This is a genomic window from Aquirufa sp. Wall-65K1 (assembly GCF_054558475.1).
On record NZ_JBPXKD010000002.1, the window covers coordinates 473,893 to 495,192 of the forward strand.

A 21,300-nucleotide genomic window follows, 5' to 3' on the forward strand; every position below is an offset into this window, starting at 1 on the left:
TAATAATATATTAAATCAGGCAGGTAATTTCAATAGTGGAGTAGCGAACTTGACAAGCTTAGGTATGAGGTTCACAGGAACTTCTGGAGCAGGAACTTTCACTTTCACTCCCGCTTCAGGAACTGCGGTGACTAGTTCTAGTGTAACAATCAATGCAGGAGCGGCTACGAAATTAGTGGTAACAGGTACAGGCACACAGACCGCAGGAGGCTCTCAAACAGTTACGGTGACAGCACAAGATGCAAATGGCAATACGGCTACTACGTATACAGGAGCTAAAACGATTACTTTCTCAGGAGCGAATGCTTCACCAAGTCCAGCGACGACACCAACGGTAGCGGGTACGAACTTTGGTGTAGGAACTAGCATGACATTTACAGCAGGTGTGGCCTCAGCCAGCATGATTTTGTACAAAGCAGAATCAGCTACGGTGAATGCGAGTGATGGTACAATTAACTCGAATACGGGTGGAACGTTGAATGTGACCGTGAATCCATCGACCATGACGAAATTGGCGGTAAGCTTAGCGAGTCCTCAGATCAATGGTACAGCCTTTACGGGAACCAATACCTTAACTGCACAGGATGCCTATGGTAACACTGCAACTGGATTCGATGCTTCTACAAATAATGTCACAGTAACAACTAGTTTGACAGGAAGTATCAGTGGTTTATCAGGAGGCAACAAATTAAGTGGAGCGCTTGATTTTGTCAGTGGGGTAGCTAATTTAACTAGTTTAGGAATTACCTATTCAGGAACCTCAGGTTCTGGGACTTTTACTTTTACACCAGTTACAGGAACGGCAGTAACTAGTTCATCAGTAACCGTGAATGCCGGTGCGGCAGCTAAATTTACCATTACTGGAACCGGAACGCAAACAGCAGGTAATGCTCAAACCATTAATATTTTAGCTTACGATGCTAATGGTAATATTGCAACCACTTACACAGGTGATAAAACCTTAACTTTTTCAGGGGCAAATGCTTCTTTGTTACCGCCAACTTCCCCAAAAATAACCGATAAAAATTCAGCTCAAGTTGATTTTGGTACTGGTACAGTCATAACATTTACTACAGGATTTGCAATCAATGTTCCTATGTCATTGTACAAGGCTGAACCTGCGACCATTAATGTAACAGATGGCACGATTAATTCGAATACCGGCGGAACCTTGAACGTAACGGTAAATCCAGCTCCATTCTCGAAATTAGCAGTAAGCTTAGCTAGCCCTCAGGTCAATGGCACGGCCTTTACGGGTACCAATACCTTAACGGCACAAGACGTTTATGGAAATACTGTTACCGGATTTAATGCTTCGACAAACAATGTAACGGTGACTAATTCCCTAGGTGGAACGGTAACAGGTTTAGGATCTGGAGGAACCAATGTCTTAAATCAAGCTGGAGACTTTACTAGTGGAGTGGCCAATTTAACTACGGATGGAATTACCTATACCGGAACCTCGGGAGTAGGAACTTTTACGTTTACCCCGGCTACAGGAACGGCGATCACTAGTTCTAGTGTGACGGTTAATCCAGGAGCAGCGACGCGATTAGTAGTAACTGGTGCAGCTATCCAAGGGGCTGGAACAAGTAATTCGATAACGATTACAGCTAAAGATGCAAGTGGTAATACCGTAACAACATATACGGGTTCCAAGAATTTAACATTCTCAGGAGCAAGCAGTTCAACTGCCCCAGTAACCACAGCTAAGGTAACGAATAGTTCAGCAACGGATATAGCTTTTGGATCAACGACAGCGTTGACCTTTGCATCGGGAAGCGTAACAACGAACATGAAATTGTACCATGCTGAGACAGCATTAGTAGCAGTGACAGATGGTTCGATTTCAGCAACAGGAGCAGATCGATTGACAGTAGCTGTTAGTGCAGCCGCTTTCAATAAACTAGCGGTAAGCTTAGCGAGTCCGCAGATTAATGGCACAGCCTTTACAGGAACGAATACCTTAACAGCTCAAGATGCTTTCGGAAATACGGTTATAGGATTTAATGCCTCAGGCAATAATATTACAGTAACCACAAGTTTAACAGGAAGTATTTCAGGATTATCGGGTACTAATAAGTTAAACTCCGCTATGGATTTCCCGAGTGGTGTTGCTGACTTAACAAGTTTAGGCTTGATTTTTACTGGAACCTCTGGAGTGGGCACATTTACCTTTACTCCATCTATAGGAACTCCCGTTACCAGTGGAAGTGTAACAATCAATGCAGGAGCCGCTACGAAATTAGTGGTAACAGGAACAGGCACACAGACTGCAGGAGGCTCTCAAACAGTTACGGTGACGGCACGAGATGCAAATGGCAATACAGCTACTACGTATACAGGCGCTAAAACAATTACTTTCTCAGGAGCGAATGCTTCACCAAGTCCAGCTACTACACCAACGGTAGCGGGTACGAACTTTGGTACCGGAACCAGCATGACCTTTACAGCGGGTGTGGCCTCAGCAACCATGATTTTGTACAAAGCAGAATCAGCTGCGGTGAATGCGAGTGATGGTACAATTAACTCGAATACGGGCGGAACTTTGAATGTGACTGTGGGTTCATCGACGATGACGAAATTGGCAGTAAGCTTAGCTAGTCCTCAGATTAATGGTACAGCCTTTACAGGAACGAATACATTAACTGCACAAGATGCTTATGGTAATACTGCTACTGGATTTGATGCTTCGGCAAACAATGTAACGGTGACTAATTCCTTAGGAGGAACGGTGACAGGTTTAGGATCTGGAGGAACCAATGTATTGAATCAAGCTGGAGACTTTACTAGTGGAGTGGCAAATTTAACCACCGATGGAATCACCTATACCGGAACCTCAGGAGCAGGAACCTTTACATTCACTCCAGCTACAGGAACAGCGGTGACTAGTTCAAGTGTAACAATCAATGCAGGAGCGGCTACGAAATTAGTGGTAACAGGAACAGGAACACAGACTGCGGGAGGATCTCAAACAGTTACGGTAACTGCACAAGATGCAAATGGCAATACAGCTACTACGTACACAGGCGCTAAAACAATTACATTCTCAGGAGCGAATGCTTCACCAAGTCCAGCTACTACACCAACGGTAGCGGGTACGAACTTTGGTACCGGAACCAGTATGACCTTTACAGCGGGTGTGGCCTCAGCAACCATGATTTTGTACAAAGCAGAATCAGCTGCGGTGAATGCGAGTGATGGTACAATTAACTCGAATACGGGCGGAACTTTGAATGTGACTGTGGGTTCATCGACGATGACGAAATTGGCAGTAAGCTTAGCTAGTCCTCAGATTAATGGTACAGCCTTTACAGGAACGAATACATTAACTGCACAAGATGCATATGGTAATACAGCTACAGGATTCAATGCTTCGACAAACAATGTAACGGTGACTAATTCCTTAGGAGGAACGGTGACAGGTTTAGGATCTGGAGGAACCAATGTATTAAATCAAGCTGGCGACTTTACAAGTGGAGTAGCAAATTTAACCAGTGATGGAATGATTTATACGGGAACTGGTGGTGCAGGAACCTTTACATTCACTCCAGCTACAGGAACAGCGGTGACTAGTTCAAGTGTAACAATCAATGCAGGAGCCGCTACGAAATTAGTGGTAACAGGAACAGGCACACAGACTGCAGGAGGCTCTCAAACAGTTACGGTGACGGCACAAGATGCGAATGGCAATACAGCTACTACGTATACAGGCGCTAAAACAATTACTTTCTCAGGAGCGAATGCTTCACCAAGTCCAGCTACTACACCAACGGTAGCGGGTACCGACTTTGGCACAGGAACCAGTATGACCTTTACAGCGGGTGTGGCCTCAGCCAGCATGATTTTGTACAAAGCAGAATCAGCTGCGGTGAATGCGAGTGATGGCACGATTAACTCGAATACGGGTGGAACCTTTAATGTGACAGTTAGTCCAGCAAGCATTAATAAATTTGGATTAAATTTAGCCGTAGCTCAAACCAATGGCTTGAACTGGACAGGAATAAATACCTTGACGGCTCAAGATACTTATGGAAATACGATTACCTCATTTGATGCTAGTGCCAACGCTGTCACAGTCACCAATTCACTTGGTGGAGTTGTGAGTGGGTTGGGTTCCGGAGCCAATAATGTATTAAACCAAGCAGGGGATTTTGTCAACGGTGTAGCTGATTTAACAAGTTTAGGAATTAGGTATACGGGTGTTACCGGTACGGGAACCTATACATTTACTTCGGCAACGGGAGGAATTACGGGTAGTGATGTTGTTTTAATCAATGCAGGAGCTGCTATAAAATTGGTAATTACAGGAAATAATTCACAAACCGCTGGAGGAAACCAATTAATTACTATTACGGCAAAAGATTTGAGTGGAAACACGGATATTAATTATGCTGGAAATAAAACCTTAACTTTTTCAGGTGCGAATAGTTCAACGAGCCCTGTTACAGCTCCTACAGTGGCAGGAATAAATTTTGGAACAGGAACCACTGTGAGCTTTACGAATGGAGTTGGAACGGCTAATTTACTTGTATACAAAGCTGAAAGTGCATTAATTTCTGCTACCGATGGAAGTATTTTCTCTGCTGGGTCTGATCGTTTGTCGATTACCGTGGGAGAATCCACCTTTACGAAATTAGCGGTTAGCCTAACAAATCCTCAAACCAATGGTATTGCTTTCTCTGGAACGAATACTTTAACGGCCCAAGATGCCTTTGGTAATCCAGTGACTAACTTTAGTGCTGCTACTAACAATATCACAATAACTACAAGTTTAACTGGTAGTATTTCTGGATTTACAGGTTCCAATGTGATTAATTCTGCAGGTAGTTTTGTCAATGGAGTTTCTAATTTGGCAGGAGTAATGATTTTCACAGGAACTGCAGGAGCAGGAACCTTTACATTCACTCCAGCTACAGGTATAGCGGTGACTAGTTCTAGTGTGACAATCAATGCAGGAGCTGCTACAAAATTAGTGGTAACAGGAACGGGAACTCAGACAGCAGGAGGCTCTCAGACGGTAACAGTGACAGCGAAAGATGCGAGTGGAAACACAGTAACTGGCTACACTGGAGCTAAAAATATTACTTTCTCTGGCGCATTAGCTTCGGGTAACCCTGCCACCAATCCAACGGTGGCTGGAACGAACTTTGGTTCTGAAACCAGCATGACCTTTACGGCAGGTGTGGCCTCTGCGACCATGATTTTGTATAAAGCAGAATCTGCTACAGTGAATGCGACCGATGGCACAATTAACTCAAACACCGGTGGAACCTTGAACGTGACAGTTAGTCCTGCTAGCTTCTCTAAGCTGGCTGTTAGCCTAACAAGTCCGCAAATCAATGGAACAGCCTTTACAGGAACGAATACCTTAACGGCACAAGATGACTATGGTAATACGGTTACCACGTTTAGCGCCGCTACCAATAATATCACCGTGAGTACTAGTTTAACGGGTGCCATTACCGGATTATCTGGAACCAACATTTTAAATAATGTATTAGACTTTACTAGTGGAGTAGCCAACTTAACTAGCCTAGGCTTGAAGTTCACCGGAACCTCAGGAGATGGAACCTTTACTTTCACTCCAGCTACAGGAACAGCGATTACCAGTTCAAGTGTCACCGTTAACCCAGGAGCAGCTACTAAATTAGTAGTTACTGGAACGGGTACCCAGACAGCAGGCGGAAGTCAGACAGTAACAGTAACCGCCAAAGATGCGAGTGGCAATACAGTAACGACTTATTCGGGAGCTAAAACCATTACCTTCTCAGGTGCTGCCAGTTCCATTAATCCTGTTACCGCACCAACGGTAGCTGGTACGAACTTTGGAACAGGAACGAGCATGACCTTTACAGCGGGTGTGGCCTCAGCGACGATGATATTGTACCAAGCAGAATCGGCTACGGTGAATGCGAGTGATGGAACGATTAACTCGAACACGGGAGGAACCTTGAACGTAACGGTTAGTCCGGCTAGCTTCTCTAAGTTAGTAGTTAGCTTAACAAGTCCACAAATTAACGGAACAGCGTTTACAGGTACGAATACCTTAACGGCCCAAGATGCTTATGGTAATACGGTAACTACGTTTGCGGCCAATACGAATAATGTGACAGTTACAAGTAGCCTGACAGGAACTATTTCAGGTTTAGGATCTGGAGTAAATCATGTGTTGAACCAAGCAGGAGACTTCACGAGTGGGGTAGCGAACCTGACAAGCTTAGGCTTGAAGTTCACAGGAACTACGGGTTCAGGTACATTTACCTTTACTCCCGCAACTGGAACAGCGGCGATAAGTTCTAGTGTAACGGTTAATCCGGGAGCAGCTACGAAATTAGTCGTTACAGGAACGGGTACTCAAACGGCAGGAGGAAGTCAGACAGTAACAGTGACAGCGAAAGATGCGAGTGGAAACACGGTAACTGGCTATGTAGGAGCTAAAACGATTACGTTCTCAGGAGCGAATGCTTCACCGAGTCCAGCGACGACACCAACGGTGGCAGGTACAAACTTTGGTACAGGGACTAGCATGACCTTTACAGCGGGTGTGGCCTCAGCCAGCATGATTTTGTACAAAGCAGAATCAGCCACGGTAAATGCGAGTGATGGAAGTATTAATTCCAATACTGGAGGAAGCCTGGCGGTGACGGTGACAGAATCTACCATGTCTAAAATTGGAGTGAATTTAGCTAGCACGCAGACAAACGGTGTGGCATTTACTGGAACCAATGATGTATTTGCGTATGATGCTTATGGTAACTTAATTACCAATTTTGATGTATCTCAAAATCATATCACTGTTACGACAAGTTTGAACGGGGTAATTACGGGTTTCACAGGAGTAAACGTATTAACCGCAGCAGGTGCTTTTGTTAATGGTTCGGCTAGCGTTTCGACCAAAATGACTTATACTGGAGAAGTGGGAACGGGTACCTTTACCTTTACTCCAGCTTCCGGAACAGGTATTACCAGCGGTAATGTGACCATTTTACCTGGCGCAGCCACTAAATTGGAAATTACTGGTTCAGGTACACAGACAGCAGGAGGTGCACAAACCATAACCATTACCGCAAAAGATGTGAGTGGGAATGTTGCGACGGGCTATACAGGTTCTAAAGCATTGACTTTCTCAGGAGCTGCTAGTTCTTCAAGTCCAGCCACTAATCCAACTGTTGCAGGTACGGATTTTGGTTCGACCACTAATTTAACTTTCACAGATGGTGTGGCTACAGCTTCCATGGTTCTATATAAGGCAGAATCTGCTACCGTCAATGTTAGTGATGGAGCAATTAATTCAACTACTGGAGGAACATTGAATGTGGCAGTTAGTCCGGCTGTATTCTCTAAGTTGGCTGTCAGCTTAACGAGTCCACAAACCAATGGAACGGCCTTTACAGGAACGAATACCTTAACCGCACAAGATGCTTATGGAAATACAGTCACTTCATTTAGTGCAGCAACAACCAATGTCACCGTTACCAGTACATTAACCGGTACTATCAGTGGTTTGGGAAGTGGTGTTAACAATGTGCTAAATCAAGTGGGTAATTTCACCAGTGGAGTGGCTAACTTAACCAGTCTAGGCTTGAAGTTCACAGGAACCTCGGGTTCAGGTACATTTACCTTTACTCCAGCTACCGGATCAGCAGTTACTAGTTCAAGTGTTACCATTAATCCTGGTGCAGCTACTAGATTGGTATTAACAGGAACAGGTACTCAAACAGCTGGAGGTTCACAAACTTTGACTATAACGGCTAAAGATGCTAGTGGTAATACAGTAAGCACCTACACAGGAAATAAAAATATCACTATATCTGGAGCCAATTTATCTCCAATTCCAAGTACTGAACCGACATTTGCAGGAACAAATTTTGGAACAGAGGCTAGCTTGAACTTTACGGCTGGTGTCGCTTCTGGAACCATGATTTTATATGCCGCTGAGTCGGCAACTATTTCAGCTACCGATGGAAGTATCTCATCTACTGGAGGAGATCGTTTATCTGTAACAGTTAGTCCAAGTACATTGGCTAAATTCACCGCAGATTTAAGTTCTCCACAAAACAATGGAGTAGCTTGGACGGGAACAAATACTTTGACTGCCCAAGATACCTACGGTAATACAGTAAATTATAATGCTAGCAGCAATGCCGTAACGGTTACTAATTCCTTAGGTGGAGTAGTAAGTGGTTTAGGATCTGGAGCCAATAATGTATTAAATCAAGCAGCTGACTTTGTCAATGGGGTAGCCAATCTAAGTAGTTTAGGAATTACTTACACGGGACTAATCGGGTCAGGAACGTTTACTTTTACTTCTGCTACGGGTGGATTTACAGGAAATGATGTAGTGACCATTAACCCAGGAGCTGCTACGAAATTAGTGGTGACAGGAACGGGAACTCAGACAGCAGGAGGCTCTCAGACGGTAACATTGACAGCGAAAGATGCGAGTGGAAACACGGTCACTGGCTACACTGGAGCAAAAAACATTACTTTCTCCGGCGCATTAGCCTCTGGTAACCCTGCCACCAATCCAACGGTAGCTGGTACGAACTTTGGAACAGGAACGAGCATGACCTTTACAGCGGGTGTGGCCTCTGCGACCATGATTTTGTATAAAGCAGAATCTGCTACAGTGAATGCGACCGATGGCACGATTAACTCAAACACCGGTGGAACCTTGAACGTGACAGTTAGTCCTGCTAGCTTCTCTAAGCTGGCTGTTAGCCTAACAAGTCCGCAAATCAATGGAACAGCCTTTACAGGAACGAATACATTAACGGCACAAGATGACTATGGTAATACGGTTACCACGTTTAGCGCCGCTACCAATAATATCACCGTGAGTACTAGTTTAACGGGTGCCATTACCGGATTATCTGGAACCAACATTTTAAATAATGTATTAGACTTTACTAGTGGAGTAGCCAACTTAACTAGCCTAGGCTTGAAGTTCACCGGAACCTCAGGAGATGGAACCTTTACTTTCACTCCAGCTACAGGAACAGCGATTACCAGTTCAAGTGTCACCGTTAACCCAGGAGCAGCTACTAAATTAGTAGTTACTGGAACGGGCACCCAGACAGCAGGCGGAAGTCAGACAGTAACAGTAACCGCCAAAGATGCGAGTGGCAATACAGTAACGACTTATTCGGGAGCTAAAACCATTACCTTCTCAGGCGCTGCCAGTTCCATTAATCCTGTTACCGCACCAACGGTAGCTGGTACTAACTTTGGAACAGGAACGAGCATGACCTTTACAGCGGGTGTGGCCTCAGCGACGATGATATTGTACCAAGCAGAATCGGCTACGGTGAATGCGAGTGATGGAACGATTAACTCGAACACGGGAGGAACCTTGAACGTAACGGTTAGTCCGGCTAGCTTCTCTAAGTTAGTAGTTAGCTTAACAAGTCCACAAATTAACGGAACAGCGTTTACAGGCACGAATACCTTAACGGCCCAAGATGCTTATGGTAATACGGTAACTACGTTTGCGGCCAATACGAATAATGTGACAGTTACAAGTAGCCTGACAGGAACTATTTCAGGTTTAGGAACTGGAGTAAATCATGTGTTGAACCAAGCAGGAGACTTCACGAGTGGGGTGGCAAACCTGACAAGCTTAGGCTTGAAGTTCACAGGAACTACGGGTTCAGGTACATTTACCTTTACTCCAGCAACCGGAACAGCGGCGATAAGTTCTAGCGTAACGGTTAATCCGGGAGCAGCTACGAAATTAGTCGTTACAGGAACGGGTACTCAAACGGCAGGAGGAAGTCAGACAGTAACAGTGACAGCGAAAGATGCGAGTGGAAACACGGTAACTGGCTATGTAGGAGCTAAAACGATTACGTTCTCAGGAGCGAATGCTTCACCGAGTCCAGCGACGACACCAACGGTGGCAGGTACAAACTTTGGTACAGGAACCAGTATGACCTTTACAGCGGGTGTGGCCTCAGCCAGCATGATTTTGTACAAAGCAGAATCAGCCACGGTAAATGCGAGTGATGGAAGTATTAATTCCAATACTGGAGGAAGCCTGGCGGTGACGGTTTCTCCAAGTACTTTAGATAAGTTTGCTTTGGCATTTACTTCTCCACAAAGTAATGGTGTAGCCTTTACTGGTACAAATACCGTAACTGCCCAAGATGCTTATGGAAATACGGTAACGAGCTTCAATGCTTCTACCGATAATTTAACAGCTACTACTACATTAACAGGAACCATTTCTGGTTTGTCAGGCGGTAATGTGTTGAATAACGCAAGTGATTTCGTGAATGGGGTGGCCAATGTAACGGGTCAATTTACCTATACAGGGGCAGTTGGTACAGGTTCAGTTACCTTCACCTCGGCCTCTGGTAAAACAGGTTCAGCTAATGGAGATATTGTGGCTGGAGCTGCTACCAAATTAGTAATTACCGGTTCAGGTTCTCAAACAGCAGGAGGAACCCAGTTGATAACTTTGACTGCTAAAGACCTTAGCGGAAATACTGTTTTAACCTATTCTGGAGATAAATCATTGACCTTCTCTGGGGCTGCTAGTTCATCAAGTCCGGTGACAGCACCAACTGTTGCCAATAAAAATGCGGTTGACGTGAATTTCGGTTCGGCTACCGTAGTAACATTTACCAATGGTGTGGCCACGGCTAATATGAAATTATACAAAGCTGAAAATGCCACCATTTCTGTGACAGATGCTTCTATTTCTTCATCTGGATTAGATCGTTTATCGGTCACTGTTTCTGAATCTAGTTTTACTAAAATGGCTGTTAGTTTAGCTAGTCCACAAATTAATGCAACAGCCTTTACGGGAACCAATACCTTAACCGCACAAGATGCTTATGGTAATACATTTACCTCATTTGATGCATCACAAAATAATATTACAATTACAAGCAGTTTGACTGGAACCATTTCAGGATTTTCGGGTGGAAATGTTTTGATAAATAACGACCGATTTGTTAATGGTGTCGCTGATTTATCCAATCACTTGACGTTTACTGGAACTTCTGGAACTGGGACATTTACCTTCAGCCCAGCCACTGGTACTGCGGTTACTAGTGCTAATGTTACTTTAAACGCTGGTGTAGCCGTTAAATTAGTGGTGACTGGTAATGCTACCCAAACAGCAGGTGTTGCTCAGACCATTACGGTAACCGCCAAAGATACTAGCAATAATGTTGTAACCGGATATACTGGTAATCACAACATAACCTTCTCTGGTGCTACTGTTTCACCAAGTCCAGCCACTACGCCAACCGTAGGAGGAACGAATTTTGGAACTGAAATGGTATTGAACTTTAGCAATGGTGTGGCAACTGCTAGCATGATCTTATACAAGGCTGAAACAGCCAATGTAGCAGCAAGTGACGGAAGTATATCTTCTGTTGGCGGGAATCGATTAACCGTTACAGTTAGTCATGCCGCTTATGCCAAATTAACCGCGAGTATAGCTACTCCTCAAATTAACGGGGTGGCTTTCACCGGAACTAATACCGTGGAAGCAGAAGATGCTTATGGAAATACCGTAACTACATTTTCGGCAAATACAAATAATGTGACAGTTAGCACTACCTTGACAGGTACAATTTCCGGGTTGGGTTCAGGTAATAATCATGTCTTAAATCAAGCAGGTGACTTCGTGAATGGAGTTGCTAATTTGACTAGTTTAGGAATGAAATTTACTGGAACTGTTGGCACGGGAACCTTTACTTTCACTCCTCAGACAGGTACTGCCGCGACCAGTGGATCGGTGAATATCAGTGCAGGAACAGCCATTAAATTTGTCATTACGGGTACAGGTTCGCAAACGGCTGGTACCTCACAAACTATTTCCATCACGGCTAAAGATGCTCAAGGAAATACAGCAACAGGATATACAGGAGCACATACCATTACTTTCTCTGGTGCCAATAGTTCTAGTAGCCCAGTTACTGTTCCGACCATTGGTGGAACTAATGTAGGAACAGGTGTTAGTCTAAGCTTCTCCAATGGTGTGGCTACTGCTTCTATGTCATTATACAAAGCGGAAACAGCGAACATCGCAGCGAGCGATGGTAGCTTGGAAGCTGCTGGTGCTGATCGATTAACGGTAACAGTTTCAGAAGCTAGCTTTAATAAATTAGCCATTAGCCTTGCTAGTCCGCAAGTCAATGGTTCAGCCTTTACGGGTACTAATACCCTAACCGCTCAGGATGCTTATGGTAACTCCATCAATAGCTTCAATGCTTCAGCCAATAATATCACCGTTACGACTACCTTAACAGGAGCTATCAGTGGATTATCAGGAACCAATAAATTATCCAGTGCAGGCGACTTTACGAATGGCGTAGCTAATTTAACCAGCTTAGGACTGACCTTTACGGGTACTTCAGGAACGGGTACATTTACTTTCACCCCTGCCAGTGGAACGGCTATTACTAGTTCTAGTGTAACGATTAACCCAGGGGCAGCTACGAAATTTATCTTGACGGGAACGGGTACATTGACCGCCGGAGGAAATCAGACAGTCACAATAACGGCCAAGGATGCTAGTGGAAATACAGCTACAGGGTATACAGGAGATAAGTCGATTACTTTCTCTGGGGCCAACAACTCGACTAACCCTAATACAGCTGCCACAGCAAGAGATAAAGACAATGTTGACATTAATTTTGGTACAGCGACTACCATCAACTTCAGCAATGGAGTAGGAACCGCTTTAGTAAAATTATACAAAGCAGAAACCGCCCAATTAGTAGCTACCCAAGGAGCTGTTACAACATCGGGAGTGGATCGTTTATCGGTTGTAGTTAGTCCAGCCGCTTACAGTAAATTAGCCGTTAGCTTAGCTAGCCCACAAACCACGGGAATAACCTTTACCGGTACGAATACCTTAACAGGACAAGATGCTTATGGCAATACCGTGCCTAGTTTTGATGCCAGTGCCAATAATGTAACCGTTACTAGTAGCCTTACTGGAGCTATTACAGGATTATCCGGTACCAATATTTTGAACAATGCGGGCGACTTTGTAAATGGGGTAGCCAATTTGACCAGCTTAGGATTGAAGTTTACTGGGACCTCTGGCAATGGAACCTTTACGTTCACCCCGGCTACAGGAACAGCAGCCACGAGTGGTACTGTTAGCATCAGTGCAGGTGCTGCGGTTAAATTTGTGATTACGGGTAATGTTTCAGAGACTTTAGCCGCTGAAAATCCAGTTATTACAATTACAGCTAAAGACTCGCAGGGCAATACGGCTACAGGGTATACGGGTAATCATACGCTTACTTTCTCCGGTGCCAATAATCCTTTATTAACTAATGATGTACCTCAGGCCAATGAAGCAAACTTAGGTACAGCCACAAGTGTTAATTTTACGAATGGAGTTGCAACAACTAGCCTATTTTTACCTAAAGCAGAAACCGCTCTTATTGCTGTTACAGATGGAACGATATCTGCTTCAGGGGCGGATCGTTATTCAATTACCGTTTTACCTGAAAGTTTCAACACATTAATTCTCAATTTAACTAGTCCGCAAGTAGTTGGGACGGCTTTTACAGGAATTAATACGTTAACTGCGACGGATATGTATGGAAATACAATAACCGATTTTGATGCAAGTCAAAACAATATAAATGTTACAACTAACTTAACTGGGGAGGTCAAGTACCTTGGAATGTTGCGTTCAACACAAAATCAATTATATAGATCAAATGATTTTGTAAATGGGGTTGCAGATTTAGGTAGCTTAGGTTTGACTTTCACGGGAACTGCAGGAGTTGGAACCTTGACTTTTTCCTTTACATTAGATGGTACTCCCAAGTCAGTTACCAGTTCAAATATTACTATAAACGCAGGACCGGCGACCAAGTTTGTGGTAACGGGAACTGGAACTTTAACGGCAGGAGGTAATCAGCTTGTAACCATAACTGCGAAAGATGCTAGTGGAAATACAGCCACTACTTACAGCGGAGATAAGTCCATTGTGTTCTCGGGTGCTACAAGTTCTACTAACCCAAGTACAGCTCCAACTGCCCGCGATAAAGATAATTCGGATATTGATTTTGGTACCGCTACGGTCATCAATTTCAGTAGTGGGGTAGGAACGGCTTTGGTTAAATTATATCAAGCAGAAACAGCCCAGTTAGTGGCCACCCAAGGAGCGATCACTACTTCCGGAGCGGATCGTTTAGCAGTAACGGTTTCAGCTAGTACACTGAACAAGTTTGTGGCAAATTTAGCTAGTCCTCAAAGTAATGGAGTAGCCTTTACAGGCACCAATACCTTAACGGCCCAGGATGCTTATGGTAATACGGTTACCTCTTTTGCTGCTAATGCTAATAACGTAACGGTAACAAGTACTTTGACCGGTACCATTACTGGTTTAGGTTCTGGAAATAACCATGTATTAAATCAAGCTGGTGATTTCTTGAATGGAGTGGCTAACTTAACTAGTTTAGGCCTGAAGTTTACGGGTACTGCTGGTACGGGTACTTTCAGTTTTGCCTCTGCCACAGGTGGAGCTACAGGAACTAGTGGCAATGTGACAATCAATGCAGGTGCCGCTACGCGATTAGTCATTACAGGACCTAGTCCAATTACAGCTGGAACCAGACATGCAATTACCATCACTGCCAAAGATGCACAAGGAAATACCGTAACTACTTATACTGGAGTAAAAGCCTTGACTTTTTCTGGAGCAGGTGTTTCGCATAACCCAGCAACAGCCCCATCAGTAGCGGGTGTTGATTTTGGAAACAGTACCAATGTGACATTCACCAATGGTGTTGCAACACCTAATATGATTTTATATGAAGCTGCTTCCGTGAACATCGTTGCCAATGATGGTAGCATTGCTTCCTCGGGTGGAGATCGTTTAGCAGTTACTGTGGTTCATGACATCATAAGTAAATTTGAATTAGACTTTACTAGCCCGCAAACAAGTGGATTAGCTTTTACGAGTGTGAATAACGTGATAGCTCAAGATGCTTATGGTAATACCGTTTTAAACTTTGACGCATCTAGCAATAATGTGAATGTCTCCTCAAGTTTAGGTGGAAGTATCACAGGATTATCTGGTGTTAATAAACTATCAAGTAATTTAGATTTTGTCAATGGAGTTGCTGATGTAAGTAATAAGTTAATTTATACAGGAACTTCTGGTTCGGGTACAATTACCTTTAGTTCTACCACAGGTGGTGCTACGGGTTCAGCCAATATGGTGATCAACCCAGGAGAAGCCACCAAATTTGTCATTACAGGAAATGCTTCTCAGGTTGCTGGTGTCGATCAAACCATTACCATTACTGCCAAAGATGCAAGCGGTAATACCGCCACTAGCTATACAGGAACCAAGAGTTTAACCTTTAGCGGGGCCAATAGTTCTTCAAGTCCTGTTACGGTTCCTACCATGGCGGGGACTAATTTTGGAACTGCTACCAACATTTCATTTACCAATGGTGTGGCCACGGCTACATTCATTCCGTATAAAGCGGAAACAAGTCAATTAGTAGCTACTCAAGGAGCCATAACGACCACAGGTTCTGACCGTTTGTCTGTCGTGGTTTCTGCGGCTAGCTTCAATAAATTTGTGGTGAGCTTAACAAGCCCTCAGACCAATGGGGTAGCCTTTACAGGAACGAATACCTTGACGGCTCAAGATGCTTATGGTAATACTTCATCATACAATGCATCTACCAATCCAATAACGGTTACCACCACTTTAACGGGTACCATTAGTGGATTTTCTGGAACTAATATTTTAAACAATGCAGCTGATTTTACAGCGGGTGTTGCCAACTTAAGTTCAAACTTAATTTTCTCAGGTACGGTAGGCACGGGTACATTTACCTTTACGCCAAACACTGGTTCAGCAGTAACCAGCTCCAATGTAACCATTGGTTCTGGAGCGGCTACTAAATTTATTATTACGGGTACAGGCACTCAAGTAGCAGGGGCCACCCAAACGATGACCATCACGGCTAAGGATGCCAATGGGAATACTGCCACTACCTATACTGGAAACAAGGCCATTACCTTCTCAGGAGCTAATTCGTCGCCTAATCCGGTAACAGCACCTAATGCAACAGATAATGGAAGTGCTTCTGTGGATTTTGGTACAGCTACTACCATCACCTTTACCAACGGTGTTGCTACGGCAGATTTGAAATTATATAAAGCAGAGACAGCCAACATTGCTGCTAGTGCATCAGGAATCAATGCTTCTACGGGTGGAGACAGATTGACGGTGGCGGTAAGTCATGGCGTAGCTACTAAGTTTACAGTAGGTTTAGCTAGCCCTCAAAATTCGGGTGTTGCTTTCACAGGACTAGATACCTTGACGGCCTATGATGCCTATGGAAACGTGGCAACTAGCTTTAATGCTGCTAGCAATGCCATCACAGTAACATCTTCATTAACAGGTACGATATCAGGATTAAATGGTTCCAATGTATTGAACAATGCTGCAGACTTTACTTCGGGTATTGCTAATTTATCGGGTAGATTAATTTTTACAGGTACGGCAGGAACGGGGACTTTCACCTTTACTCCAGCCTCGGGTACACCTGTAACCAGTGGAAATGTAACCATAGGAGCGGGTACTGCCACGCGCTTGGTGGTAACAGGTTCAGGAACCCAGACGGCCGGTAGTCCTCAAACGATAACAGTAACAGCAAAAGATGCTTCAGGAAATACAGTAAGTACCTACACAGGAGATCATGCCATTACTTTTGGCGGAGCGAATTCATCTACAAATCCAGTTACAGCCCCTACCGTGACTGATAAAACGGCAGCCGCAGTTAATTTGGGCACAGCTACCACCATGACCTTTACGGCGGGTGTTACTACGGGAAGTATGACCTTGTACCATGTTGAATCTGCCTTGATTACGGCTAGTGCAACAGGCATTACAGCTTCTTCAGGTGGAGATCGTTTGTCTGTGGCAGTTAGCCCAAGTGTAGGAGCGAAATTTACAGTGAGCCTAACAAGTCCACAAACGAGTGGACAATCCTTTACAGGAACCAATACCTTAACCGCTTACGATACATGGGGTAACGTGGCAACAGGATTTAATGCCGCTACCAATAACATTACTGTTACTTCTAGTTTGACCGGAACCATAAGTGGTTTAACGGGGACTAATAAATTAAATAATGCTAGTGATTTCACCAATGGAGTTTCATCCATTGCAGGATTAACCTTTACTGGAAATGCCGGAACTGGTACCTTCACGTTCACACCAGCTTCAGGTACGGCGGTGACTAGTTCAAATGTCACCATTGGTGCAGGATCGGTAAGTAAATTGGTTATTACTGGCTCTGCTTCTCAAACAGCTGGAGTTGCTCAAACCATTACCATTACTGCGAAAGACGGAAATGGAAACACTGTGACAGGTTATACAGGAGATAAGACTTTAACCTTCTCGGGGGCAAATAGCTCAACCAACCCTGTAACCGCACCAACGGTAACGAATAAAAATTCGTCGGCCATTAATTTAGGTTCTAGTACCCTGGTAACCTTTACCAATGGAGTTGGAACGGCTTCTATGGTATTATACAAATCAGAATCAGCTTTAATTTCCGTGACTGATGGAAGTGTAAGTTCTTCTGCCACAGAGGATAAATTAAGTGTTTCCGTAAGTGGAACTACAGCTTCTAAATTGGTAGCTACCGCCTTATCGCCAGCTTATCCAACTATGGGATCTAATAACGTGACCTTAAATGCATTGGTACAAGATCCATATGGTAACCAAGTAAATGTAAGTTCAAATACAACCTTGCAACTAGGCTTAAGCATTGGGGGTGTTGATAAAACAGATAAATTAGTTCGTACCACGGCTGGAGGCGTATTGTTGGCCAACCCAGTAACGGTAACCATCAATGCAGGAAGTAGTTCATTCTTGATTGATTATTTGAGATTTACGGAATCAACTAGAAATGCACCATCTTATACTTACAATAATAATGCCATTGTAACTACCACCGCTATCTCTGGAATGAGCTTAACAGCTAGTTCAACGGGATCATTTACCATTACAGAAGGGGCAATTTACCAACCAACCTCTAGTGGTAACTGGACAGCTGTTGGTTGGGAGGTTTCTACCGATGGTGGAAATACGTTTGGATCAAGTTCTGCTCCAACACAAAATTCTCAGGGCGAATACGATATTGTTAAAATTCCTACAGGCATTACAACCTCCTTGAATACGGATATTGCTTTGTACAGTTTAATCATTGATGGAGTATTTGATATACCATCAGGTAGTACGTTAACGTTAAAACACGCATCTAACCCAGCTGCAGAATACAACATTCACACCCACGGAACATTCAAAAACTCAGGAGGAACCTTTGTCAATGAATTATCCACGGAGTTATTAGTATTCCATGGTGGTACTTATGAACATGCTAGAAATGGTGGAGTTATTCCAGCATCTACTTGGTCAAGTAATGCAGGCGCTAGTACCAATGCCTTATTGAAAGTGACTGGTATTACTTCTACGGCATTGACAGGAGGTTTGGATCAAAGTTTCATGAATGTGGAATGGAATAACCCTTCTCAGGCAGTGACTCAAACTTTGCATGGAAATACCAGTGTGTCACAAAACTTTAATCTGGCTAGTGGAGATTTAGCTATTGGTAGCAATACATTGACTTTGAATGGATCTGTGTCAAGCATCACAGGAAATCTACTAGGTAGTTCAAGTTCTAATTTGGTTGTTAATACCACTTCTGGAACTCCAACCTTGGCATTCAAATCAGGCTCGCGTCAATTAGGTAATTTAACCGTTAATACTTCATCCGGAATTGCCTTGGATTCTGATGTATTAATCAATGGAACGTTGGAATTCCAAAATGGAAAAGTAGTTACTAATGGAGCTAATACCTTAACCTTAGCTAGCGGTGCGAGCATTTCGGGCGCAAGTAGTTCTAGGTATGTTCAGGGCAAATTAGCTAGAGGCATTCCTCAAAACTCCAGTACGGTGAATTTCCCAATTGGAGATTCGGGCAATTATGCACCATTAAGCTTATCGTTTGCTGGTAGATCAGGAAATCTAACCATTACCACTTCTACGACTGTTCCAGGAGCAGCACCAGCCGTTTCATCAGGTATTAGTCAATCCAAATACATCAACCGTTATTGGACAATTAATGACCTAGATAATACTTCTGGTACCTATACCTCTATGGATGCTACACTGAATTATGTAGCAGGAGATATTCAAGGAAGCGCCAATACAGCAGCATTAATTGTAAGAAAGAAATTAGCAGATGTATGGTCGATTGGCAATGCTGGAACCAGAACGGGAACTTCGGTACAAAGTTCAGGATTTACTTCATTGGGTGATTTTTATGCTGGTGAAACTGCCGGAACTACCAAGTTTGTCTTAAATGCCCCAGCTGATATTGCTGCCGGTACTAGAGCTGCGTATACCGTTTCTCGTCGTGATGTAGCCAATTTATCCAATACCATTGGTGCACAAACTGTCTACCTATACAGTACGGGTGGAACCTTCCATAGTACTGCTAACAATGGAAGTATCATTACTTCGGTTACTATCGCAGATGGAGACTCTACGGCTAATTTCTGGTTTAGAAATACTCTTGCCGGAAATTACACAGTAACGGTTTCTGAGGCCACTCCAAGCGCCAATGGTGCCACTGGAATTTTAGATGCCTCTGATAATATTTCAGTCAATCCAGCCAGTGTGGATCCTGCTGTGTCTACCTTATTACCGACCACTGCTAGCATTACAGCAGATGGCGCAAGTACACAGCTATTAACCGTTAGAGCCAAAGATGAATTTGGAAATAATTTAACTGGAGGAGGATTAAGCGTAGCCATAACTAAACTTTCTGGTTCAGGAACTATTGGTACTGTCAATGATGCAGGAAATGGAACATACACCGCCACGGTCACAGCACCTAGTGCATCAGGTTCTGGGGTATTTGTTGCTACTATTGGGGGAATAGCTGTAAAAAGTGGTTCTGGTGTTCAAACAGAAGCTACTATTACTTATGTGCCAGGAGCTATTGATGCTGCTATCTCTACCTTATTACCTAGCACAGCCAGCATCGCAGCTGATGGTGTAACGACTCAGGAATTAGTTGTTACTGCCAAAGATGCCAATGGAAATAATATTGGAGTAGGAGGGGCTACCGTGGCGATTACTAAACTATCTGGTTTAGGAAGCATTAGTTCGGTTACGAATGTTGGAAATGGTACTTATACAGCTACTGTCACATCTACGACCACCGCTGGTACAGGAGTTTATGTGGCTACTATTGGAGAGATTGCCGTGAAAAATGGGGGAGGTTCTCAGACTCAATCCACCATCACTTTTGAATCTGGTGCAGCTAGCAAACTGGTAATAACAGGAGCTGGTACCCAAACAGCTGGTGGTTCTCAAACCATTACGATTACTGCTAAAGATGCCAATGGAAATACCGCGACTTCTTATACAGGAGCTCACTCCATTACCTTCTCAGGTGCAGCTAGTTCGTCAAGTCCTGTTACTGCCCCTACAGTGGCAAGTACAAACTTTGGAACATCGACCAGTTTGACCTTTACCAACGGTGTAGCTACTGCTTCTATGAGCTTATTTAAAGCTGAAACAGCAACTATTTCAGGAACAGACGGTACTATTTCTTCGGCAGGAGCGGACCGGTTAACTGTCGTGGTTTCTCCAACCAGCTTTAGCAAATTGGCTGTAAGCATGTTGAGTCCACAAATTAATGATACTGCCTTTACAGGCACTAATACCTTAACGGCTCAAGATGCCTATGGTAATACTGTTCCGACGTTCAGTGCAGCGGATAATAATGTAACTGTAAGTACTACCTTGACAGGAACCATCAGTGGCTTAGGCTCAGGAGGAAATCATGTATTAAACCAAGCGGGCGACTTCACTAGTGGAGTAGCGAACTTAACTAGCTTAGGAATGAAATTTACTGGAACCTCAGGAGCAGGAACCTTTACCTTTACCCCAGCTAGCGGAACCGCTGTAACAAGTGAAAGTATTACCATCAGTCCGGGTACCGCAACGAAATTTGTGGTGACAGGTAATTCCACGCAAACGGCGGGTGGTAGTCAAACCATAACGATTACAGCCAAAGATATTTCGGGTAATACGGCAATAGGCTATACTGGAAGTAAATCTGTTACCTTCTCTGGTGCAGCTAGTTCCACTAATCCTTCGACTGCACCAACAGTGGCGAGCACTGACTTTGGAACCGCGACCTCTTTAACTTTTACGAACGGGGTAGCTACGGCGGCTTTGGCTTTGTATAAAGTAGAATCAGCCAACATTGTGGC

At 43.9% G+C, this 21,300-nt stretch carries 1 protein-coding gene (only partly in view); it reads left to right on the forward strand.

Annotated features, from left to right (window positions below; translation table 11 throughout):
* Positions 1 to 21,300, forward strand: part of the annotated coding region (locus ACST15_RS05290) for a hypothetical protein (protein ID WP_459453648.1) (this coding region is incomplete at both ends). Its footprint extends 11,387 nt past the window's final position; 21,300 of its 32,687 annotated nt are in view.